Origin of the sequence: Mesorhizobium sp. B2-3-2 (assembly GCF_006442295.1) — a bacterium.
Taxonomy (GTDB): domain Bacteria; phylum Pseudomonadota; class Alphaproteobacteria; order Rhizobiales; family Rhizobiaceae; genus Mesorhizobium.
Genome location: NZ_VFWA01000018.1, coordinates 20,252 through 41,192, shown reverse-complemented (window position 1 = coordinate 41,192; position 20,941 = coordinate 20,252). Strand labels below are relative to the sequence as shown.

General features: G+C 62.0%; 27 protein-coding genes. 10 read left to right on the top strand and 17 right to left on the bottom strand.

Going from position 1 to position 20,941, the window contains the following annotated elements:
- Positions 1–2: 2 nt before the first annotated feature.
- The gene (locus tag FJ964_RS27040; protein ID WP_140553423.1) at positions 3–353 is read left to right on the top strand and encodes a hypothetical protein; all 351 of its coding nucleotides are present in this window, start codon (positions 3–5) and stop codon (positions 351–353) included.
- 82 nt (positions 354–435) lie between these two features.
- On the opposite strand, the gene FJ964_RS27035 is transcribed toward FJ964_RS27040, so the two are convergent.
- Entirely contained in the window at positions 436–765 is a 330-nt protein-coding gene (locus FJ964_RS27035) for a hypothetical protein (RefSeq protein WP_140553422.1), read from the bottom strand.
- Between the two features lie 198 nt (positions 766–963).
- Between FJ964_RS27035 and FJ964_RS27030 the strand changes: the two genes are divergently transcribed.
- On the top strand, positions 964–1,707 hold the full coding sequence (locus tag FJ964_RS27030; RefSeq protein WP_140553420.1) for a DUF4142 domain-containing protein: 744 nt from the start codon (positions 964–966) through the stop codon (positions 1,705–1,707).
- Positions 1,708–1,728: 21 nt separating this feature from the next.
- The gene (locus FJ964_RS27025) at positions 1,729–2,322 is read left to right on the top strand and encodes a hypothetical protein (RefSeq protein ID WP_140553419.1); all 594 of its coding nucleotides are present in this window, start codon (positions 1,729–1,731) and stop codon (positions 2,320–2,322) included.
- Between the two features lie 134 nt (positions 2,323–2,456).
- Here FJ964_RS27025 and FJ964_RS27020 read toward each other — a convergent pair whose 3' ends face one another.
- The 7 genes from FJ964_RS27020 to FJ964_RS26990 form a co-directional block, all read right to left on the bottom strand.
- Complete coding sequence (locus FJ964_RS27020; protein ID WP_140553417.1) at positions 2,457–2,618, bottom strand: hypothetical protein; 162 nt, start codon at positions 2,616–2,618, stop codon at positions 2,457–2,459.
- Between the two features lie 86 nt (positions 2,619–2,704).
- Complete coding sequence (locus FJ964_RS27015) at positions 2,705–3,175, bottom strand: YbhB/YbcL family Raf kinase inhibitor-like protein (RefSeq protein WP_140553415.1); 471 nt, start codon at positions 3,173–3,175, stop codon at positions 2,705–2,707.
- Between the two features lie 230 nt (positions 3,176–3,405).
- On the bottom strand, positions 3,406–3,924 hold the full coding sequence (locus tag FJ964_RS27010) for a ferritin-like domain-containing protein (protein WP_140553414.1): 519 nt from the start codon (positions 3,922–3,924) through the stop codon (positions 3,406–3,408).
- Between the two features lie 228 nt (positions 3,925–4,152).
- Positions 4,153–4,701 (bottom strand): DUF6496 domain-containing protein, encoded by a 549-nt coding sequence (locus FJ964_RS27005; protein WP_140553412.1) that lies wholly within the window; start codon positions 4,699–4,701, stop codon positions 4,153–4,155.
- Positions 4,702–4,818: 117 nt separating this feature from the next.
- Complete coding sequence (locus tag FJ964_RS27000) at positions 4,819–5,277, bottom strand: DUF1772 domain-containing protein (protein WP_140553411.1); 459 nt, start codon at positions 5,275–5,277, stop codon at positions 4,819–4,821.
- 85 nt (positions 5,278–5,362) lie between these two features.
- Positions 5,363–6,028, bottom strand: a complete 666-nt coding sequence (locus tag FJ964_RS26995) for a dienelactone hydrolase family protein (protein ID WP_140553410.1) — start codon at positions 6,026–6,028, stop codon at positions 5,363–5,365.
- Positions 6,029–6,057: 29 nt separating this feature from the next.
- A complete protein-coding gene (locus tag FJ964_RS26990) occupies positions 6,058–8,049 on the bottom strand; it encodes an erythromycin esterase family protein (protein WP_224713393.1) in 1,992 nt (663 codons plus the stop codon).
- Between the two features lie 305 nt (positions 8,050–8,354).
- Between FJ964_RS26990 and FJ964_RS26985 the strand changes: the two genes are divergently transcribed.
- Entirely contained in the window at positions 8,355–8,546 is a 192-nt protein-coding gene (locus FJ964_RS26985) for a DUF2934 domain-containing protein (protein WP_140553408.1), read from the top strand.
- A gap of 81 nt (positions 8,547–8,627) precedes the next feature.
- Here the strand turns inward: FJ964_RS26985 and FJ964_RS26980 are convergent, their stop codons facing one another.
- The 5 genes from FJ964_RS26980 to FJ964_RS26960 form a co-directional block, all read right to left on the bottom strand.
- On the bottom strand, positions 8,628–9,056 hold the full coding sequence (locus FJ964_RS26980; protein ID WP_140515225.1) for a hypothetical protein: 429 nt from the start codon (positions 9,054–9,056) through the stop codon (positions 8,628–8,630).
- Positions 9,057–9,305: 249 nt separating this feature from the next.
- Positions 9,306–10,136, bottom strand: coding sequence for a sensor histidine kinase (locus FJ964_RS26975; RefSeq protein ID WP_140553407.1), 831 nt, complete (start codon positions 10,134–10,136; stop codon positions 9,306–9,308).
- 11 nt (positions 10,137–10,147) lie between these two features.
- Complete coding sequence (locus FJ964_RS26970; protein ID WP_140553405.1) at positions 10,148–10,420, bottom strand: hypothetical protein; 273 nt, start codon at positions 10,418–10,420, stop codon at positions 10,148–10,150.
- A gap of 97 nt (positions 10,421–10,517) precedes the next feature.
- The gene (locus FJ964_RS26965; RefSeq protein ID WP_140553403.1) at positions 10,518–11,291 is read right to left on the bottom strand and encodes a Crp/Fnr family transcriptional regulator; all 774 of its coding nucleotides are present in this window, start codon (positions 11,289–11,291) and stop codon (positions 10,518–10,520) included.
- Positions 11,288–11,677, bottom strand: a complete 390-nt coding sequence (locus tag FJ964_RS26960) for a response regulator (RefSeq protein ID WP_140553402.1) — start codon at positions 11,675–11,677, stop codon at positions 11,288–11,290. The genes FJ964_RS26965 and FJ964_RS26960 overlap by 4 nt, the downstream gene beginning before the upstream one ends.
- A 239-nt stretch (positions 11,678–11,916) precedes the next feature.
- Between FJ964_RS26960 and FJ964_RS26955 the strand changes: the two genes are divergently transcribed.
- Positions 11,917–12,138, top strand: coding sequence for a hypothetical protein (locus tag FJ964_RS26955; protein ID WP_140553400.1), 222 nt, complete (start codon positions 11,917–11,919; stop codon positions 12,136–12,138).
- A 136-nt stretch (positions 12,139–12,274) separates the two neighbouring features.
- Here FJ964_RS26955 and FJ964_RS26950 read toward each other — a convergent pair whose 3' ends face one another.
- Positions 12,275–12,574: a DUF1236 domain-containing protein gene (locus FJ964_RS26950; RefSeq protein WP_140553399.1), complete on the bottom strand. Its 300-nt coding sequence runs from the start codon at positions 12,572–12,574 to the stop codon at positions 12,275–12,277.
- A 377-nt stretch (positions 12,575–12,951) separates the two neighbouring features.
- Here FJ964_RS26950 and FJ964_RS26945 point away from each other — a divergent pair, with 377 nt between their 5' ends.
- A complete protein-coding gene (locus tag FJ964_RS26945; protein WP_246676225.1) occupies positions 12,952–13,602 on the top strand; it encodes a DUF1236 domain-containing protein in 651 nt (216 codons plus the stop codon).
- Between the two features lie 93 nt (positions 13,603–13,695).
- Here FJ964_RS26945 and FJ964_RS26940 read toward each other — a convergent pair whose 3' ends face one another.
- From FJ964_RS26940 to FJ964_RS26930, 3 genes are read right to left on the bottom strand one after another with little or no spacing between them, the layout of a single operon-like run.
- Complete coding sequence (locus FJ964_RS26940) at positions 13,696–14,805, bottom strand: mannonate dehydratase (RefSeq protein ID WP_140553397.1); 1,110 nt, start codon at positions 14,803–14,805, stop codon at positions 13,696–13,698.
- A gap of 1 nt (position 14,806) precedes the next feature.
- A complete protein-coding gene (locus FJ964_RS26935) occupies positions 14,807–15,592 on the bottom strand; it encodes an SDR family oxidoreductase (RefSeq protein WP_140553395.1) in 786 nt (261 codons plus the stop codon).
- On the bottom strand, positions 15,585–16,376 hold the full coding sequence (locus FJ964_RS26930; protein ID WP_140553394.1) for a FadR/GntR family transcriptional regulator: 792 nt from the start codon (positions 16,374–16,376) through the stop codon (positions 15,585–15,587). The genes FJ964_RS26935 and FJ964_RS26930 overlap by 8 nt, the downstream gene beginning before the upstream one ends.
- Before the next feature lie 135 nt (positions 16,377–16,511).
- On the opposite strand from FJ964_RS26930, the gene uxuA reads away from it, so the two are divergent.
- From uxuA to FJ964_RS26910, 4 genes are all read left to right on the top strand, one after another.
- The gene (gene uxuA, locus FJ964_RS26925) at positions 16,512–17,696 is read left to right on the top strand and encodes a mannonate dehydratase (RefSeq protein WP_140553392.1); all 1,185 of its coding nucleotides are present in this window, start codon (positions 16,512–16,514) and stop codon (positions 17,694–17,696) included.
- A 129-nt stretch (positions 17,697–17,825) separates the two neighbouring features.
- A complete protein-coding gene (locus tag FJ964_RS26920; protein WP_140553390.1) occupies positions 17,826–18,974 on the top strand; it encodes an extracellular solute-binding protein in 1,149 nt (382 codons plus the stop codon).
- Complete coding sequence (locus FJ964_RS26915; RefSeq protein ID WP_140553389.1) at positions 18,974–19,825, top strand: IclR family transcriptional regulator; 852 nt, start codon at positions 18,974–18,976, stop codon at positions 19,823–19,825. Before FJ964_RS26920 ends, FJ964_RS26915 begins: the two co-directional genes overlap by 1 nt.
- Positions 19,826–19,852: 27 nt before the next feature.
- Complete coding sequence (locus FJ964_RS26910) at positions 19,853–20,884, top strand: sugar ABC transporter substrate-binding protein (RefSeq protein ID WP_027027652.1); 1,032 nt, start codon at positions 19,853–19,855, stop codon at positions 20,882–20,884.
- Positions 20,885–20,941 lie beyond the last annotated feature (57 nt).

Below are 20,941 nucleotides of genomic sequence, written 5' to 3'. Positions count from 1 at the left end.
TGATGTCCACCGTCAACCTCGAACATCTGGCCGGCCGACGCGTTCTCTCGCAGCAGGGCAAAAGTATCGGCTATATCGAGGAGATACGTGCCGAACCGGCCGGCGACGACTTCGTCGTTACCGAATTCCATGTCGGTATCTACGCCGCTTTCGAGCGTCTCTCGGCCTCGACCATCGGTGCGGCAGTGCTGGACCTCTTCCAGCTGCGCCGTCGCGACGGCTTGTACCGTATTCCTTGGGACAAGCTCGACATCTCCGATCCCGCACGGCCGCGGCTGCTATGTTCGACAACCGAGCTTTCCGGCATGAGGGGCGCACCCGAACCTCATCGGCGCGGAAAGCAGGATCGATGATGTCCCGGCCGAGGGCCACGCGAAAAGTGCTCGATCTCAGCCAAGGGTTGTCCGACGCTGTCTGCACTCAGGGTGATGCGCCTTACCGCAGCAGGCTGGCTGCCAGGAACACCGCGGCCGCTATCAGCACGACGGCCGCAATCACCATTAGCGGCCATTTGCTGCGGGGCTGCAACTCGGGCTCGTTCTCCACCGGCCGCATCGCGTTGGCGAAGCTGGCATCGTTTTCGAATTTTGGCCGGGAAGAACGTTGCGGACCTGCCTCAGTGACCGGGTTCTGCGTGTCCGCCGCCTCGGCGTCGGTCTCGAATGGGGCAATGGCTGGATCGAATCCGGGCGTTTTGTCCCGCGTGGCTCCGGCCTGAACTTCACCCCTGGCTGCGGCAGGCGTGGAATTTGAAATCTTGGCCATGATCTCTCTCCTCGAAATCAAATCCGGCAGGCTCGCTGTTGTTCCGCGCCGCGGGTGCTGATGTTGAAAGTTTTGTTGGTCCGGGTGCCTGTGGGGGCCTTCGCTCGGGGTGGCAGCGCATCGCCCGGCGCCGGAACAAAGCACATCTTGGCTTGTTAGGACGCATCGTAATATCGCGCATCGACAAGGACAAAGCCTATGAAACCGCGACACCTTCTTGCCTCGCTCGCCGCTGCTTCCATGCTTATCGCAATGCCTGCTTTGGCTGCCGACAGCGCCCAGGATTTCGTCGACAAGGCCGCTATTGGCGGCAAGTTCGAAGTCGATTCGAGCAAGATCGCCCAGGACAAGGCCCAGGACCAAAGCATCAAGAACTTCGCGCAGACAATAATCCGGGACCACGGCGCGGCCAACGCCAAGCTGGAAACCATTGCCGGCGACCAGAAGTTGAAAGTGCCGACGGCGCTCGATGCGCCGCATCAAGGTGACCTGGACAAGCTCCAGAACGCACAGCCGCCAATCGACCCGGCCTATGTGGACATGCAGCGCAAAGCGCACGCCGATGCCGTGAAGCTGTTTGAAAGCTACGCGCGCGACGGCGACAACGCGGCCCTCAAGACCTTCGCCCAGCAAACGGTCGGTACCTTGAAGATGCATCAGCAGATGATTGAGAAGATCGCCGCCGCCCAGGACTCCATCACGGGGGCGACCACACCCGCGGTGAAAACCACCAATGCACCCAATGCCGCCGGCCTCGTGCCCGGCGCAAACAGTTTCACCGAGACCCAGGCAAAGAGCCGCATCGAGGATGCCGGCTATTCCAATGTGTCGAAGCTTGCCAAGGACGACCAAGGCATCTGGCGCGGCCAGGCGACCAAGTCGGGCCAAAGTGTCGCCGTCGGGCTCGACTACCAGGGCAACGTCGTCGCCGACAGCAAGTGAGCACGATCAGGAGATATCAAAATGAAAACCGTAACTGCACTGTTCGACAACTATGATGACGCAGCCGACGCGGTCGGCGAACTGGAAGCGACGGGAGTGCCACGTTCCAATATCAGCATCATGGCCAACAACTCGGATGGCTGGTACGAGCAAAATCCTTCCGAAGCCGCTGAAGACGCCGCGAGCGGCGCAGGTATAGGAGCCGTGGTCGGCGGCGCCGGCGGTTTGCTGACAGGGTTGGGCGTCATGGCCGTTCCGGGCGTTGGACCAGTGGTCGCGGCCGGATGGCTTGCCGCTACCGCCGCCGGCGCGGTTGCCGGCGCAGTAGCAGGTGGCGCGGCCGGCGGCATAATTGGCGGTCTGACGGACTCGGGCGTTTCCGAAAACGATGCAAATGTCTATGCAGAGGGCGTACGTCGCGGCGGTACGCTGGTGACGGCCAAGGTGGATGATGAGCTTGTTCCGGAAGCCGAGGACATTCTGGGTCAGTCAAGCGCCGTCGACCTGATGGAACGCCGCAGAGCCTATGAGGCAGATGGCTGGACCGGTTTTGACGTCACCGCGGGTGAATACGTCCCTGAACACGATGGCGGCAGGGCAATAAACCGGCCCTGAAGGACAAACCCGCCAGGGCAGCGGGGCACTTGCCGTCCTATCTGGCTTCGGGTGGCTTGCCCGAAATCTCCGTGACATGTGCAAGGGTATTCGGTCTGCTGGTCGAGTTTTGCTTCGGGCCATGGTAGCCGCGGTCAGTCCTTGTCCTGACGATAAAGCCGATCGGTGGCGCGGTCGCTTTCTCTGCGTTCTGCGGGGCCACGGCGACGGCGAGTGACGACGACATACGCTAGCAATGCGACCAATAACAATGGCCCGCCGGCGACGACGATCAGCCACATGACACTCTCAAACATGGGACGTCTCCTTTCCCCTCACAAACCGGTGGAGAGAAGAACCGTTCCGCTTGTCGACTACGGTACCTGGACCAGTCTGCCTTCAATCACCGGGCGCGTTCGTAGGTTCCGACGAGCTCTGCCTGCTCGATCAAGTGTTTCTGCGCCTCCTGCCAGATACGCTCCACGCCCGTGCTCGCGGGGATGGCAAGGTTCGGCGTGTCGAGCGCGGCCAGCCGGAAGTGGTAGTGATGGATACCGTGTCCGACAGGCGGGTCCGGGCCGTCGTAATAGGCGTTGCCGAAATCATTCCGCGCTTGCCTGAGGGCCTGTGGACCCGGTCTGCCGCTTTCCGCCTCGGGCAACTCCAGAACCTCCGGCGAAATGTTGAACACCGCCCAATGGCTGAACGTTCCGTTCGGCGCATCGGGATCCTGGACGACAAGGACGAGGCTCTTTGTGCCGTCCGGTACCCCGGACCACTTTAGCGGCGGAGATACGTTCTTGCCGCCACGAGTGTAGCTTTCGGGGATCTCTCCGCCTTCGGCAAAGGCGGGACTGCTGAGCGTCAGGGGCATGGTTCGCACTCCTTCGGGGAAGCATCGATCGCATCACGGCCGCGTCGCGACGCCCCAGGCGATGAGCTTTCCGGTACCGCGTTGCTCTTTCTCGCGAGACAGGTCTTCCGGCATTGCGCGGATCGAGGTTCCCGGCAGCCAAATCCAGAGCGAGACGCGCAATTCAACTCGAACGCATCCCGCTCTGGACAGGAAGGCTGCCAGGCGCCTAGCGCCGGGCTGCCCGGCGGTTAAGCGGCTTTCTCAAGGGCGCGCTCATTGACCCCGCCTTCGCCCAAGCCTGTAAGCGCTTCATCGGTTGCCATTTCCTCTTTGAGCGTCTCGTTGAGGAGTTTGACCGCATCGCTCTTGCCAAGCTGTTCAGCCCACGCGATCAACGTGCCGTAGCGCGCGATTTCATAGTGCTCGACCGCCTGTGCCGCTCCGACCAGTCCTGCATCCAATGCTGGGTCGCCCTTATAGTCGTCGAGAATCTCCGACCCCTCTTCGAGAATGCCGTCGATCGCCGGACAGGTCTTGCCACGGGCCGGCTTGTCCATCAGCTCGAACACCTGTTCGAGGCGGTCGACCTGGCCTTCGGTTTCCACGCGATGTTTCTCGAAAGCCGCCGCGACCTCCTCGGACTCGGCGCCCTTGGCCATTTTGGGCAGCGCCTTGAGTATTTTCTTTTCGGCGTAATAGATGTCCTTCAGCCCGTCGAGGAACAGGGCTTCCAGCCCTTTCGTCGCCGCCTTCTTCGCAGTCGCCATGTTTTCGTCTCCCTAAGGTTGTCGTGAAAGCTCCACCACCGGTGCAGCTTTTCCATAACCTTGAACACGGGCCGTTGTTCCCGCCGGATCGAGACAAAGACAAGGACGGCCGTATCTCACACGATCGCATTGTGCCAGCCGCCATAGTGGGCATCGATTGAAGCTGGCTGCGGTCCAACTACCTGTCACCAGCCGGCTGGAGAGAGTGCGTGGCGGGTCTTCGACCTTCTAGCTTCGGCCGGCACGCGTGCTGGCGGCCTTCTGCGCTGCTTTCCTTCTTCCGGCAGCACCCTTGGTGCGGACCGCTTTGCGTGCGGCGGCGGACCGGCCGGCAGCGCCCTTCGTCTCCGAGGCCTTGTTGGCTGCGGCCGAGCGCTCCTCGGCCGTCCGGCGCGACGCCGCCTGTTTGGTCTGTCTCGAGAGCGCCTCATGGGATGCCGTGCTCTTGGGTTCGCGTTCGAGAACCTCGGAAACGGCCTTCGAGACCTTGGGGCGGCGTTTTGGCTTACGTTCGCCCTGGCCAACTTCATAGGCGTATTCGGCGCTCTTGCGGGTACTCTCCTTGACGCTTCGTTTCTTGGGTGGAGGCAGGTCGACGCCGGCGCGGCGCGCCTCCGAAAGGCCTATGGCGATCGCCTGCTTGGTCGAGCGCGCGCCATGCTTGCCGCGACGGATCTTCTCGATTTCGTCATGCACGAACTCGCCGGCCTGCGTGGTGGGCGACTTACCTTCGCGCTTGTCTTTTTGCGCCTTCTCGATGGTTTTCTTATCCGGCATCGCTTTCTCCTTGTTGGCTACAGCGGGACTGGTGGCCGTGCGACGTCGGGACCAGACAACCTAACGCGTCGATGGCGCAAATGATCCGGAGGAAAAGAGACTTGCTCCGGCGAAGATCTACGGACCGGCCGGACGCCACGAGAGCGCCGACATCGTCGTGAGACAGAGCGCTGCGAATACAATCGCGGTGTTTGCCGCATGAGAATATTCCCATTGCCGCCTGAGCGCTTCCCAGTTTGCAGGAACTGTCGTCCAGTTCCGCGTCGCCTGGTTGGCAGGAAGCGTCCAGACACCGAAGATCGCAAGCATGATCGCGAAACAGAGCGCCGCGAGCAGCGCGAGCCAAAACGGCCAAGCCTGTGAGCGCACGGAGATCGCCAGCAATGCGTTCACGATCAGCGCGGAAGGCCAGAGCAACCCGAGGACCGCCCATCCGTAATAGATGCCTTGGACGGTGAAATATTCCGGTTGCGGCAGAGATATCTTGTTGGGAAGAGCGGCGAGATGAGCCCCTGCCGGGATGAGAGCGAGGGCCGAAATGACAATGGCGAGAAATTGCAGAACCCTGACCGTCATGGAACCTTCTCCGCGGAATGATTTTAACGCGCCGACGCCCCAATCGATCTGGCTCTCTGATGAGGCGATGGCGTTGGCGCCGGCGTCACGCGGGCAGTTGGCGCAGGAACCATTGGATCGCGAGGTCCGCGACTTCTTCCAGCGCGCCGGGCTCCTCGAACAGATGCGTCGCAGCCGGAACGATGGCCAGCTCCTTTTCACACCGCAGCGCCGCGAACGCGGAACGGTTGAGCGCGATCACCTGCGTGTCTGCGCCACCGACCACGAGCAGCGTTGGTGCCCGGACGCGGGGCAGGGCAGGTGCCGCAAGATCCGGACGCCCGCCGCGCGAGACGACGGCGGCCGCTCGATTCGGGCGCTCTGCCGCGGCCATCAGGGCAGCGGCAGCCCCTGTGCTCGCGCCGAAATAACCGACGCTTAGCGCCGACGTTTCGTTGGACATGTGCAGCCAGTCGGTAACCTGAACCAGTCGATCGGCGAGCAAGCGGATGTCGAACCGCAACTCGGCGGTAATCTGGTCGATACGCTCCTCTTCGGTCGTCAACAGGTCGACGAGCAACGTGGCGAGTTCCGCCTCGTTCAACCGTCCGGCCACATAGCGGTTGCGCGGGCTGTGCCGGCTGCTGCCGCTGCCGTGAGCGAAGAGGACGAGCCCACGGGCTTCCCGCGGCAGCGACAGGTTGCCTGCGAGCATTGCGCCGCCGGCGGGGACCTGCACGGCCTTCTCGTTTGTCTTCAGGACTGAGACCATGGCGATCTCCAACTCGATTGGATCGGTCCCTAAACCCCGAACGGATAGGTCTCCGCGAGCTCGCCGGCGTCCCATTGGGAGCTGCGCTCCAGCGGCTCGACCGCCCGGGTCTCGTCGAAATGCAGCAGCATGTCGAATTGCGCGGCAAGGTCGGCATGGAAGTAGTGGCTGGCCCGTTCGGTCTCAGGCCGGTAGATGACGCCGATCGCGCGCTCCAGGAGCCGTCGCGGCAGGGCTTCGCCGTCGCCGCGCAGATCGAGCTGGAAGCGATCAGCCGGGACTGCATGCAGCAGCGCCTCATAGCTGCGCGCCAAGGCAGGCCGGACAGCCTTGCGCTCCGCCGGGCCGTCCCAGTTCGATGCCGCCGTCACCGTTCCTTGATACGTGGTGAAGCCGACGAGGAAGGCCTCGCGCTGATGCTTTTCGCGAATGAGCTGTCCTAGGTTGATTTCGCCATGCAGGCTCCTGTCCGTTGCCCTGGCGTCGCCGAGATGGGAGTTATGCGCCCAAACCACGATCTTTGGCGATCGCCCGAGCCGGCCGAGATAAGCGGTGAGGGCTTCGAACGTCTCGGCCATGTGCCGGTCGCGCAGGTTCCAGGTCGATTCGGGCGCCAGGAACATGGCGCGATAATAGGCCTCCGCATTCTTCACCAGGCGGGCGTTTTGCTGCGCCGCGAAGAGTTCGTCCGCGATGGCGCCTTCGCGCGGCTCGGCTTTCGCCGGGCGCTGCTTCAGCATCTCGGCCAACTGTGCGACCACAGCCTCCTGGCAAGATTTGTCGACGTCATTGCCGGCTATGAAGCCATAAGCCTGCGGGTCAGGGCCGAAATGGTCGAAACAGGCATAGCGGCGACGCGCGATCTCCGCCGCGGCCGGGTCGGCCTTTTCGAGATAGCGCAGCACCGCCTTCATCGCACCGTGCAGGGCATAGAGGTCGAGCCCGTAGAACCCGGCTTTCGGCTTGCCCTTGCCGGGCGCTTCATTGTGCCGGCGCAGCCATTCGACAAAATCGACGACGACCCTGTTCCGCCACATCCAGGTCGGGAAGCGCCGGAAATCTGCGAGCGCCTCTCCGGCGTCGATATCCTCGCCTGTTCCTTGAACATAGCGGTTGACCCGGTATGTATCGGGCCAGTCGGCTTCGACAGCAACGGCAGCAAAACCCTTCTCCTCGATCAACTGCCGGGTGATCCGCGCGCGCTCCTCGTAGAATTCGTGCGTGCCATGCGAAGCTTCACCGAGCAACACAAAGCGCGCCTCGCCGATCGCCGCCAAAAGCTCGTCGTAGTCTCCCGCGTCTCCAGAGAGCCGAACGACGTGCTTGTGCAATCGGCTGGCCGTATCCTGCGGCGCATCTCGTCCGGACGATGCGGTTGGTCGCCCCGCCTTGGCGAGAAGAGCGCGGACCTCGTCGTCGCTCGTTTGGGAGAAGTCTTCATACCAGCGCCCGACGCCGATGAGCGGCTGCGGCGTCGTCGCACAGACGACCTCGTCGGCCTCGCTCTCCATCGCCTCGCAGGTGTCGGGACTGCCGACCGGAACGGCCGCAACGATACGGGCAGGCCGCTTTTCCCGCAGCGCCCTGACCGCCGCGCGCATGGTCGACCCAGTGGCGAGCCCATCGTCCACGAGAATGGCGATTCGATCCTCAACAAGGAGCGGCACCCGCTCGCCGCGATAGAGGTGCTCGCGGCGTAAAAGCTCCCTCTCCTCGCTGGCAGTGACCGCGTCGATGACGTGGGCCGGCACAGCGAGGCCTTCCACGATCTCGTCGTTCAGGACGCGTACACCGGAGGTCGCGATTGCGCCCATGGCCAACTCTTCGTAACCGGGAACGCCGAGCTTGCGCACGACGAAAACGTCGAGCGGTGCCTTCAATGCCTGTGCGACTTCGTAGGCGACAGGCACGCCGCCGCGTGGCAGCGCCAGCACGGTGACATCGTCGCGCGCTGCGAAGTGGCCGAGCTTACCAGCAAGAACGCGTCCGGCCTCGCGACGATCCGCAAAGACAATAGCCATGATCTCAAGCCCATATTTGCGCCGCTTCCGCCTTTTGGGGTCCCGCTGCACGGCTTTGATTGGCCGAGGCCACACAGGCGGCAATGCGTGGCGCAGGCACATCATTGGCGTGTTCGTCGCCAAGAGTTCGGCGGCGGGCATTTCCAAGTCATCCACCACCGCGCCGATGCTCGGAAACGACCTAATCCCCCAAGGGTTCCGTGTCGCTCCGGGGCGGCTGGTCCGGATCGCTCCAAGGCATTGCCTTGTTCCCGGAGGGAACAAAGCGGTCTGCCGGAGATTGGGGCACGCAGGAGGAGTTTCCAATGGACAAGGAAGAACTCATAAAGCGACGAGCCTACGAGATCTGGGAGCGCGAAGGTCGCCCGCAGGGCCGAGAGCAGGAGCATTGGGATCAGGCCGTGCAGGAAATAGAGGCGGAAGGATCGGAAGCCGAGCGCGGTCCGGTAGTGCCCGATCCGACCATCGGCAGCGGGTCGGAGCCTCGAAGCTCCTGAAGCGACGTCAATTGCCGCCAAGGAGGAAAAATGCGTCGACCGACTGTTCATTCCGTCGACGCATTCGAGATAGCGTCTCGGTCAACGTCCGAGCAGCGCCCTGAGCCTGGCGAATATATTGAAACCTTCGCCCATGGCGGCGCGCACGCGAACGGCGACCCACCCGGCTTTCATGGTCGCACCGACGTGGCAATCACAGACGATGTTGTGCAACTGCCAGTTGGACAGTTCGAAAAAGCGCTTTGCCTCGCCATAGGTGTCGCCTTCCAGCCCCTGCGCCCGCAGTATCGGATCTTCGAACGCGACGCTGATGGGGGATTGCACGCAGTAGGCGTTTTCGCGCATGTCGGGGCTCATATATTCGGTGCCCGGAAGCGCTCCGAGGCGCCGTTCAGGATGACGCTCAAGAAGACTTGCCCAGCGCTCCAGGCGTTGGTTCCGCGTCATTGTCGGGCACACCGTATCAACTTCCGCGATTGCGTGTAGTTGTTCGAGTGTATGGGACTTCATGGTCAGCTCCTGTTGATCCAGGTTCCTCCCGCTTCAAGGTGAGTCGCGAGATCACGACAGCGCGCTCGCCGTCGCCGCGCTCCGAACTCTTTGTTGTCGCTGAAGTTCCATCATTTTGAGAATTTGAAGCCCGATGCGGCGGCAGCTCGGCAACCCGGGGCCGTTGCGTCACCTCGGTCGGTGTTGGGTCAGCCCTTCCAACTCCGCGCTCCTGGCCCCGGCCGCCTTCCGGCGCAGGAGTGCCGGTGTTCAATGCTGGAAATCGTCTGGCGGCTCCTCCAGGCTCGTGCTGGGGTGAATTTCGTTCGAGAGGGGGATATCCATCGTGCAGATCACCTCGGCATCGGTGAAGCGCAGCGAGCCAGCTCCGCCGATCTCGTAGGGCACCACCTTTTCGATCAGCTCGGATCCGAAGCCGCGTCGAGCAGGTATTGCTGCCGGACCATGCAGGTCCTCGATCCAGCGGATCTTCAGCTCCTGTCTGGCGGGCGTGCCATCCACTTTCCAGCTTACGCTGATTGATTTGTCGGCTGCCGACAGCGCGCCATATTTCATCGAGTTGGTAGCGAGTTCGTGGAACGCCAGGCCCAAGGTCTCCGCCGCCTTTCCGGACAAGGAAATATCCGGGCCATCTATGGTGAACTGATCTTCCGTCCGGCCGCCTTGGGACGCAAGCTCGTCAAGGACGAGCATGTCAAGCTGCACGGTGGCCGAGGCCGATCGCATCAGCACATTGTGCGTGCGTGCAAGCGCATTGATGCGGCCCTCGAGGTGAAAGGCATAGTCCTCGACATCGTCGCTGTTTTCAACCGACCGGCGGGCGATCGAACGGACGATGCTCAACGTGTTGCGAACGCGGTGCTGCAATTCGGCGGCTAACGCCTTCGTCTTCTGGAGGTCGTCGCGGGCGATCTTGAGTTCGGCTTCGAGCCGGGCGATATGATCGTCACGTTCGTCCACCTGTTCATCGACATGGCTGAGCCGCATCGACGTGGAAGCATCGCGTTCTTCGGCCGACAGGCCTTGCGGACGGGAGAAAGTACCCGTGACGTCTTTCTTGCGAGGTCTTTTTCCAGCCACCTGTCAATCTTTCAACCGTTCCTCGATGATGCACGATGCCAGGCGCATCGTCTCGTCGGCCTTTGGCTCGCGCTCACGCGCCCAGGATTGGCTTTCGTGCCGTCGCGCGCGGTTTTCAGCCGGCGGGAATGATACCATCGAACCGGTAGCAGCATTAATATCGCCGCGTCGGCGGAAATATGGAGGACGATCGCAGCGGCCAACTCCCCAGCGATGTCATCGAGGATCGCCCCCAGCGGATCGATCGTACCTACCGAACCGCCGATCAAATCGCGCTTGGCCATCGCTCACTACCGCTTCCGGTCACGCCGAACCGGCAGAAGCCGGCCAGGTTCCCTATGATGCTTCATTTTGCGCTCCACTCGATGAGCCCGTGCCTGGTCATGCAAAAGGCTCCGTGACGTCTAAAAGATGAAGGTAATCGGGACTGAAAAAAGCCGCCGCCTCCAGTTTCACCAGGTTCTTGATCGTTACGGTGCCGTTGTTGAACGAAATGAGGCCGTCGCGCCTGAGATCCTGAAGCGTACGGTTGATGTGCACGTTCGAAAGACCGAGCGTATCGCCCAGGGTCGCCTGGGTCACCGGTAGGGGATAGCTCTTGCCGGCCGTTTCACCAATTGCGTGAAGCCTGTGGAACAGCTCGCAAAAAAGGTGAGCCATCCGCTCATAAGCAGTCCGCTGGCCGATGTTGACGACCCATTCGCGGGTGATCGCCTCGTCGAGCAGCGTGGTCCACCAGAGCGCACGCGTAAGATTGGGATAGCTGTTGGTGAAGCCGAGGATGGCGCTCTGCGGGATCGCCGCAACCTTGGAGCGGCTGAGAGCACCGATCGAGTGGTCCATGCGCCGCAGCAGGAACACGTGAAGATCGCAAAGGTCGCCCGGCACCAAATAGGCAAGGATCTGTCGTCGACCGTCCTCGAGAATCTTGTAGCGGCAGGCAAATCCTTCGAGCAGCAGGTTGACCCCGCCTGTCCTGTCACCCCTTTGGATGACGTCATCGCCGGCGGCGAATTCAGCGATCTTTGTCGTCGCGCTCTCGATGGCGTCGCATTCTTCCACGGACAGGACCGTGAAATTGGACAGTTTGCGGATAAGCGGGTGCCGTAAGGTCTTCGCTCTCAGGCCAACCGCCGGCTCGCTTCTCTCGTTCATCGCGTATCGTGTGCTGTCGCGGCAACGAACTCGACAATGCTACCGAATTCGAGGGGCTTTTCAAATCGCCTGATACCGCCGAGCTCTGCTGGAATGGCCGTCTGATCATAGCCGGTGGCGAAGGCGGTCGGAACGCCTTTCGCCAACGATTCTCGGGCAATCTCGAATGTCTGCTCGCCGCGCAAGTTGATATCGAGAATCGCAAAGTCGCATTGACCGCTGTTCAGCAATTTGATTGCGGGCTCGGCCGTGGCGACCGGGCCGAGCACTATCGCCCCTTGTGTGACGAGAGCCTTACGCAGGTCATCGGCGAGAAAATATTCGTCTTCCACGATCAAAACGCGAATCCCGCCCAGAAAGGCTGATTTCGCCGCTTCCCCGTCCATGGTGCAAGCACTCTCCCTTTGCAGCGGCCGTCACTTGGGACACTACACCGCAACCCGCTGCACTCCCAGTTCTATTTCCACCGATGCAACCGGAGGCGCACCCCGGGCCACCGCCTGCCGTCAATTATTTTTTCGGAGTCGACAGCTTTTCGCCCGCCATCTTAACAATTGTGATGGCGGCCTTCGGCGTCCGTTAACACAGTGAGAAAACCGGGGAAAAAAACGAGGAGGAGGAACCGATGCCTGTGATCGATATGACCTCGAAGGAACTGATCCGGGCTGTCGATCACTACATCAATTCCCGCAGAAATCTCGAATGGCCGATTTCCACGGCGCAGGCGGTGTCAGCCATCCGTTACGAACTGCCAGAATGCACTCTCTCCGACAAAGAACTGGCGGACATTGTTGCCAGCTCAGCAATTCAAAAGCACCGCAACATCGCATTTGACCTGTTGTCGTAGCCATGCCCATACATGTCGTCCAAAACGCCTTGGTTTTGGAACATAGACATGCATGAAAAACAGAGCATGAAAACAGAATCCTGACGCACGTCGCCCGCCTCGACGCATGCCGGGGCGGGCGCTTTGGAAGATGCGGTCATTGAAGGACCTGAACGATTTTCCGGGTTTCCGGGTCGACCAGAACTGTTCGATTGTCGACCACGACGTAGCGGTATTTCACATCCGGAACCTCATGAAGTTCGACCGTGTCGGGCACGGTGGATCCGATATTGAGCTCCACGCCGGGCAGCTTGACCGAGGCCAGCGGCTGCTTCTTCACATATTCCTTGATAACGGTTTCTTGCTCCGGCTGGATAACCACATCTTGCGCCGCGGCCACTCCGGCCCCCGCAAGAAACAGGATGCCCACTGCCGTTCCCAGTAGATATTTTTCCACTTCTGTCTCCATCAGATGTTGCGCAGGGCGCCGAGCCGACGACGCCACCGGCATTTCGGCAGGTACGCCCCATGCGCCGAACTTCGCAAAATGCCGGCAGTTCCATCCGCTCCGGAATATATTAGCCTTCGGTGGAACAATCGCGGGGTGGCAAAGTTTTGCCGCGAAGGGACTGCCATCCTAGGAGACCTCCCATGAGAACCACTTTGATCACCAGCATGTTAGCGCTTACCCTCGGATGTGGGGCGGCAATCGCGCAGACCCAGCAGCAGTCGGGCGAAGCGACCCAATCGCGTGGGGCAGACACTTGCGCAGCCGGCTCGGCCGATTGCCAGAAGGGCGGCAGCACCGAGCAGCAGACGCAAGGCAAGGCCGGCATGAAGACCGACGAGCAGGCACAAGGCAAAGCCGGAGTGAAGACCGATGAGCAGGCGCAAGGCAAGGCGGGTGTGAAGACCGACGAGCAGGCGCAAGGCAAAGCCGGAGCGAAGACCGATGAGCAGGCGCAAGGCAAGGCGGGCGTGAAGACCGATCAGCAAGCCCAGGGCAAGGCGGGTGTGAAGACCGATGAGCAGGCGCAAGGCAAGCCCGGTATGAAGACCGACGAGCAGGCGCAGGGCAAAACCGGCGCGACTACCGATCAGCAAGCCCAAGGCAAGGCCGGTACGACTACTGATCAGCAAGCGCAGGGCAAGGCTGGCGCGACGACCGACCAGCAGGCGCAAGGCAAGGCCGGTACGACGACCGACCAGAGTTCAACCGCTTCAATCAACAATATATCCGTCGAGCAGAAGACCGAAATCACCAACGTCATCCGGGAGACGAAGGTGGAACCGGTCTCGAACCTCGACGTGGACATTTCGGTCGGCGTGAAAGTGCCGAAGCAGAAGGTGCGGCTGCATCGACTTCCGCACCGGATCGTCGAAATCGTTCCTGCCTATGAGAGCTATGAATATTTCCTCCTGGCCGATGGCAGGATTGTTATTGTCGATCCGAACTCATATGAGATCGTCGCTATCCTGAGCTAGGAGCTGAAGCCGACTAACAAAAGCCCGCTCTCGATCGAAAGCGGGCTTTTGCGGCGCCTTCGGGCGCGAAAATGTCAGTCGTGCGTCCCCTACTCACTCCGCTGCCATGTCGGGTGCCCGGGTTCGTACCGGACCTAGCGCGTCGGCGTTCTGCACCAGTGCGCGCATGTAGCCCAATGCGAAGGCCTTGCCGGCGTGCCATGGAGCGTCGCAGGCCATCTCAGGCGTGTGGTCGGGTATCATGACGCCTTGATAGTTCTCGTCGCGCAGAATGCGCACGATCTCGGCCATGTCGATGTCTCCGTCGTCGACGAAGGTCTCGTGATATTTCGGCACTTTGCCCCGCACATTGCGGAAATGGATATAGCCGATGCGGCCACGCCGCGCGAAACGGCGCACATGGCTGTAGATCTCCTCGATCTGCGGCATCTCCTGCAGCGAGCCGAGGCAGAGCTCCAGCCCGTTGGCGGGCGAGTCGACGATATCCATCAGCCGATCATATTTCTGCGGCCGGTTGACGAGGCGCGCCGTGCCGCGCAGCGCCTCGGCGGGTGGATCGTCCGGATGCGCAGCCATCACGACGCCGGCCTCTTCGGCCACCGGTACGATTTCGCGCAGGAAGACGCCAAGCCGTTCCCACAGTTCTTCTTGCGAGACCCTGACGGGCGCGGCGCCGGCCCGGCCCGGCCGGTAGCGCATATTCCAGACCACGCCGTCGGGCAGCGGCAGGTCGGGATCGATGTTGGACAAATCGAGCCCCACGGACATGGCGTCGCCGCGCGCGAATGGCCCGCGCTGCCAGCCCCACACGCCCGCGATCGAGAAGTTGTAGCCGATGCAGGGAATGCCGGCCCGGCCCGCGTCACGCACCAGGCGCTTGAGGCCTTCGAGCTGCTTCGTCCTGTCGGGGCCGCCGAGCAGTACGTCGGACCAGAAGCGCGGCGACAGGTTTTCAATGCCGGCGATCTCCAGGCCATTGTCGCGTACGGTCTTCACCAGCCCGGTGAAATCCTCGTAGCTCCACAATCGATCCGTCGAACAATCGCCCCAGCCATCCGTTTCGGTGCCGGCCGACAGCGAGGGATCGCGGCCGCGAAAATAGTTGGTCAGATGCGCAACGACATGCGTCGCGCCGGCCTGCCGGGCGAAGCGGAAGTTTTCCGGCGTCAGCGAATCGCGATAGAGGCCAAGTCCGATCTTCATCCTACTTGACGCCGATGCCGGCGGTGAGGCCGCCATCGATCTTGTAGTCAGCGCCGGTGCAGAAGCCGGCTTTCGATGAACACAGGAAAGCAATGAGCTCCGCCACTTCCTCCGGCTCGCCGATACGGCCGAGTGGATGGGCGGCGCCGAAGCGCCTGTAGGCTTCTTCGACATCGGCGTCGCTGCCATTGTCGCCACGCGCCGCCTTCTCGAGGATTGGCGTGCGGATCGAGCCCGGGCTGACCGAATTCACCCGGATACCGGCCGCGGCGTAGTCGAGCGCCAGCGAGCGCGTCAGCGTGTGGATGGCGCCCTTGGTCGTGGCATAGGCGGCGACGTTCTGCTGGCAGGCGAACCCCTGCACCGAGGCGACATTGACGATGGCACCGCCGCCTCGGCGGATCATTTCGGGAATGCCGAAATGCGCGGTTAGGTAGATCGACCCGACATTGACTGTCATCGTCCGGTTCCAGGTTTCCCAGTCGGTCGTGGTCGCCGTGCCGTAGGGGTGGACCGCTGCCGAATTGACGATGATGTCGATGCCGCCGAACCTCGCGACGCCCGCCGCGACCGCGTCGCGCACTTGGTCGGAAACGGAGACGTCCACCGTTTGCACCAGCGCATTCGCTCCAGCCTTGGCGAGGCTTTCCTGCATGGCGGCATTGGCCGCCCGGTCGATGCCGCAGGCGATGATCGCAGCGCCGCCTTGCGCCAGCCGGCGCGCAGTGGCGAGCGCGATGCCGGTCGTGCCGGTGATCAGCGCCACCTTGTTCTCAAAATCAGACATGATGCAGATCCTTGGAAGATGTCGGACCCGGCTGCACCGGGTTTGCCGCCGAGATACGGGCGTGTTCGAGGTCGTCGGGAACGAAGCGCAAGCCGAAATCGAGATGCCGGCTCATGAGATAGCAATAGGCAATGCGGTCGCGCGCGCGCAGCGCCGCGATGATCTCGCCATGTGCGTGGCGTGTTTCGCTCAGCACCGGCCGGATGGATTTGCCGACGGTCATGATGTGCAGGATGACAGGCGACAGGAACTGATAGGTCTGCACCAACATGCGGTTGCCGGCGAGCTTCATCAGCGCCAGATGGAAATCGAAATCGCGTTGCGCGGCTTCCTGGACATCCTTGCTGGTCTCGATCAGGCCATTGACCTCGTCCAGGGCTTCAAGTTCGGCGGCACTGGCATTGAGGATGATGTGATCGCCGACGCTCACTTCGATGATGCGGCGAAATCCTTGTATGTCGTGAAAGGACGTTTTCGATATGTCCATCTGCGCGGCGAAAAAATTCTGGATCGCGACGTTCTGGCGATCGGCGAGCACCGCGCCGACGCGTGGCTTGGGATCGATCAGCCCATAGGTGCGGATGGTGCGCAGCGCCTCGCGTATCGTGTTGCGGCTGGCGCCGAACAGTTCGCCAAGCTCCCGTTCGGTGGGCAGCACGTCGCCGACGGATAGGGCGCGATTGCGAATGAGGTCGAGAATCTGCCGAACGGTATGGTCGACGGCGGAACTGCTGATCCCGGCTTCGTCCGCCGCCTCCATCAAATCGTGGCTTGCCTGCTCCACAGCAGAACTCCTTGCTATTTGTTGGACCAGACTAGGGCTCGATCGGCAGGAAATCAACTGCAAGGCTGTGGAAAGGCTCCGTTGACAGCTATGTGGTCCGACAATATGGTCACCGCCAAACCTTGAGGAGGCTTCATGGAACAGTGCTGGCGCTGGTATGGTCCCGATGATCCGGTGACGCTTGAACATGTCAGGCAGGCCGGCGCCACCGGCGTGGTTTCAGCACTGCATCAGATCTATGACGGCCGCGCCTGGCCCGAGGCCGATGTGCTCGAGCGCAAGCGGATCATCGAAGCGGCCGGCCTGAAATGGTCGGTCGTCGAAAGCATTCCGGTGCACAATTCCTTCAAGATCGGCGCGCCCGAGCGTGAGCGCTATGCCGGCTACTACCGCGACAGCATCCGGGTGCTCGCCAAGGCGGGCATCGAGACGATCTGTTATAATTTCATGCCGGTGGTGGACTGGACCCGCACCGACCTGATGTATCGCCTGCCGACAACCGGCTATGCGTTGCGCTTCGATGCTATCGATTTCGCGGCCTACGATCTTTTCGTGCTGCAGCGCAAGAATGGTGCCGCTAGCTACACGCCGGCGCGTATCGCCGAGGCCGAGAAGCGGCTGAAGACGCTGACGCCGGAGCAGATCGACCGGATCGAGCGCAATCTCATCGCCGGCCTGCCGGCGACCGAACGCAGCTATAACAGGGACAGTTTTCGCGAAGCCCTGGCGGAATACGATTCGATCGGGCCCAACGAACTGCGCGACAACCTTGCCTGGTTCCTGCGCGAAATCGTTCCGGCGGCCGAAGAGGAGGGGGTGCGCATGTGCATCCATCCCGACGACCCGCCATTCTCGCTCTACGGCCTGCCGCGCGTGGTTTCGACGGCGCAGGATGCGCGTTTTATCCTCAACGCCGTCGACAGTCCCGCCAATGGACTGACCTTCTGTACCGGCTCCTATGGCACGCGTGCCGACAACGACATCGTCGCCATGGTCAAGGAATTCGCTGACCGCATCCACTTCGTCCACCTGCGCAACATCACCATCGAGGAGGACGGCTCGTTCTATGAAGCCGAGCATCTCGAAGGCGGCACTGACATGGCGCACGTTATCCTAGCTCTGATGCAGGAAGAAAAGCGCCGTCGCGAGCAAGGCCGGGCCGACTGGCAAATCCCGATGCGGCCGGACCATGGGCATCTGCTTGCCGACGACATCGGCAAGAAAAAGATCAACCCCGGCTATTCGCTTATCGGACGGCTCAAGGGTTTGGCTGAACTGCGCGGCATCATGCGCGCCGTGGAGCGTTTCGATCTGGCCTGAAGCATGCACCGGCCAGCCGGGAGGATGTATGCGCTTTTTGCGCAAATGAAAACAAGTTGCGCATATGAAAAATAGTGCTAGTGTCGATGGCGAGCCGGCCGTTGCCGGCGCCGGGAGGTTTTTAGTGGCATGACGAAGCTGCGCGGATTGGCGTGGGATCATAGACGATGCTGGGGTCCGCTGGACGGCAGCATCGAGTCCTATTGCGCCGCGCATCCCGGCCTGGAAATCCAATGGGATCGCCGCAGCCTCTATGAATTCGGTGAGGGCGCCCTCGGCCCGGTGCTCGGCACATACGATCTGGTCGTGTTCGACCATCCCTTCATCGGTGACATCGCGCAGGATGAACTGATGGTTCCGTTCGACGCTTATCTGTCGGCCGAACAGATCCATTTCTTCGAGCGTGATTCAGTCGGTGCGTCCTGGCGCTCCTACCAGAAGAACGGCCGCCAGTGGGCGCTGCCGATCGATGCCGCCTGCCAGGTAGCCTCCTATCGGCCGGATTTGCTGGAGCGCTACGGTCCGGTGCCCGGCACGCACGAAGACGTGCTGGAGCTTGGCCGGCGCGCGCGCAGCGACGGCAAGTGGCTCGGCCTGCCCTTTGTGCCGACCGACGCCATGTGCCTGCTTCTGACGCTCGGCCGCCCCCAGGAAGACGGCGAGCAATTCATGGCGAAGGAAATGGTCGAGCAGGCGATTGCGCAATTGCGCGAGCTTGCGGCGCTTTCGCACCCGGACTCGTCGAAGTGGAATCCGATCCGCTGCTACGACCACATGATCACGCATGACGACGTGGTCTACGTGCCGTTCGCCTTCGGTTATGTGAATTACGCCTCGAAACCCGACAGGCCCCATCTGCGCTTCGCCGACGTGCCCACCCCGCAAGCCGCCGGCGCCTTGCTCGGCGGTGCCGGCATCGGCGTCAGCGCCCAATCGAAGCACAAGCAGGCTGCGATCGACTACGCATTGTTCCTGTGCTCGCCCGAATACCAGCGCGGCGACTATGTGAAATCGGGCGGACAACCGGGTTCTCTGGCGGCCTGGAAGGATGCTGGGGTCAATCGTCTTGCCGGCGATTTCTTCGGCTCGACGTTGCGGACGATCGCCTCGTCCTATCTGCGTCCGACCCATCCGGGCTTCATCGCCTTCTTCCGCGAATGCGCGCCGCATGCCGCCGCCGCCATAGCCGGTGATATGTCGGCGACCGAACTCGCAGGCCACGTCAACAGCCTCTACCGCGAAACCAGGCAAGTCCAGCCGGAACGGAGCGTCGCCTGATGGCCGCCAGCGTTGCCCAGACGCTGGACGAGGGCGAAAGCGGCCGCAACGGCTATCGCGTGCCAGCGGTGGAAAAGGCGCTCGACGTTCTGGAGTTCATGGCCTCCAGCGCCGAAACCCTGACCCAGACGGAGATCGCGACCGGCCTCGGCCGCTCAATACACGAGATCTACCGCATCCTGCTTCTGCTGGAGAAGCGGGGCTATATCTTCCGCACGCAATCGGACCGCTTCCGGCTCTCGCTGAAGCTGTTCGAACTGGCGCACATGCATCCGCCGGTAAACCGGCTGGTGGAATGCGCTCTGCCGGTGATGCGCGAATTGACCGCTAATGCCGACCAGAGCTGCCATCTCGTGGTCCGCGAAGGCCAGAACGCACTGGTGGTTTTGCAGATCGATTCGCCGCTGCCGATGCGCTACTCGGTAGCACTTGGGTCGCATTTCCCGATCCTCGAAACGAGTTCGGGTGCCGTGCTGCTCGCCCATTCGAACCGCGCCGAGCGCGACCGCATCGTCGAGCGCATCGTGGCCGCCGGCGAGGGCCAGGGCACGCGGGCCGAAATCGAGGCTCGGCTGAACGAGGTCGCCAGGCTCGGTTATGAGATGCGCGCTTCCTTGGCCGTTGCTGCCTGCACCAATATCTCCATGCCTGTGCGCGATCACACCGGTGCCGTCATCGCCGCGCTAACCGTGCCGCTGCTGCCGCAGAAGGCGGCGCGGTTCGACAGCGAAACCGTCTTCGAACGCACCCGCGCCGCCGCCGAGAAGATCTCGGCGGCACTCGGCTGGGGCGAAGCCACCAACTCCTTACGTGCCGACCCGGAACGGCGGGACTATCCGTTCAGCGACTAACAAAAGCGATAAATCTGGGAGAAGAAAATGCTCTGGTCCAAGTCAATCCTGTTTGCGTCCGCCGCCGTGTTGGCGCTCGGCGCCGCCGCCGCGCATGCCGAGAACATGCCCAAGCGCATCGGCTACGTCACCAACTACGCCACCCATGAGTGGTATCAGAACGTCATCAAGGGCATGAAGGCTCACGGCAAGGAACTCGGCATCGAGGTCGAGGTGCAGGATGCCAATCTCGACATAGCCAAGCAGGTCGCCGCGGCCGAAGACTTCATCGCTAAGGGCGTCGACGTGCTTATCATCACCCCAGTGAATGAAGAGGGCGTGGTGCCGCTTCTGCGCCAGGCAAAGGCCGCCAATGTCCCGGTCGTGCTGGAAGGCAATCCGGTCAAGGGCATGACGACCATGGTCGCCATCTGCGACTACGACACCGGCTATTTCTCCGGCGTCGAGGCCGGCAAATACGCCAAGGAAAAGCTTGGCGGCGTTGCCAAGGTGATGAATGTCGGCCTGCCGCTGCTTTCCGCCACCGTGCTGCGCTCGCACGGCTTCATGGACGGGCTGAAGACCATCATCCCCGATGCAGTCATGGTCCACGATCTCGACGGCGGCGGCAATCCGGACCGCGCTCTCGAAGTGTCCTCCGCGGCACTGGCCAAGAACGCCGATATCAACATCATCTACGGCATCAACGATTCTTCTTCGTTGGGTGGCCTGCAGGCCTGGAAAGCGGCGGGCAAGTCGCAGGATGGCCTGTTGACGGTCGGCACGGGCGGCGAGGGACTTGCCTTCATCAACGCGATGCAGAACGAGCCTTCCTATCGCATCGAAGCCGCGATGTTCCCCGAGAAGGAAGGCTTTACCGCCATTGATGCCGCGGTGAAGCTTTTCAACAATGAGGAAGTGCCGGAGCACATCGTCAGCCCGACCGCGCCGATGAACGGCGACGACTGGAAGAAGTTCTATGACTATGACGGCACCACCCGCACCATCAAATGGGATGCCGTCAACGCGCTGCAGCCGCCGGCAAAGTGCATGAAGACCTCCGCCGACCTGAAGAAATAAGGCCGGCCGACATCGCCCTTCCCGCGTCGCGGGAAGGGCAGGCGGTCAGGATCTTTC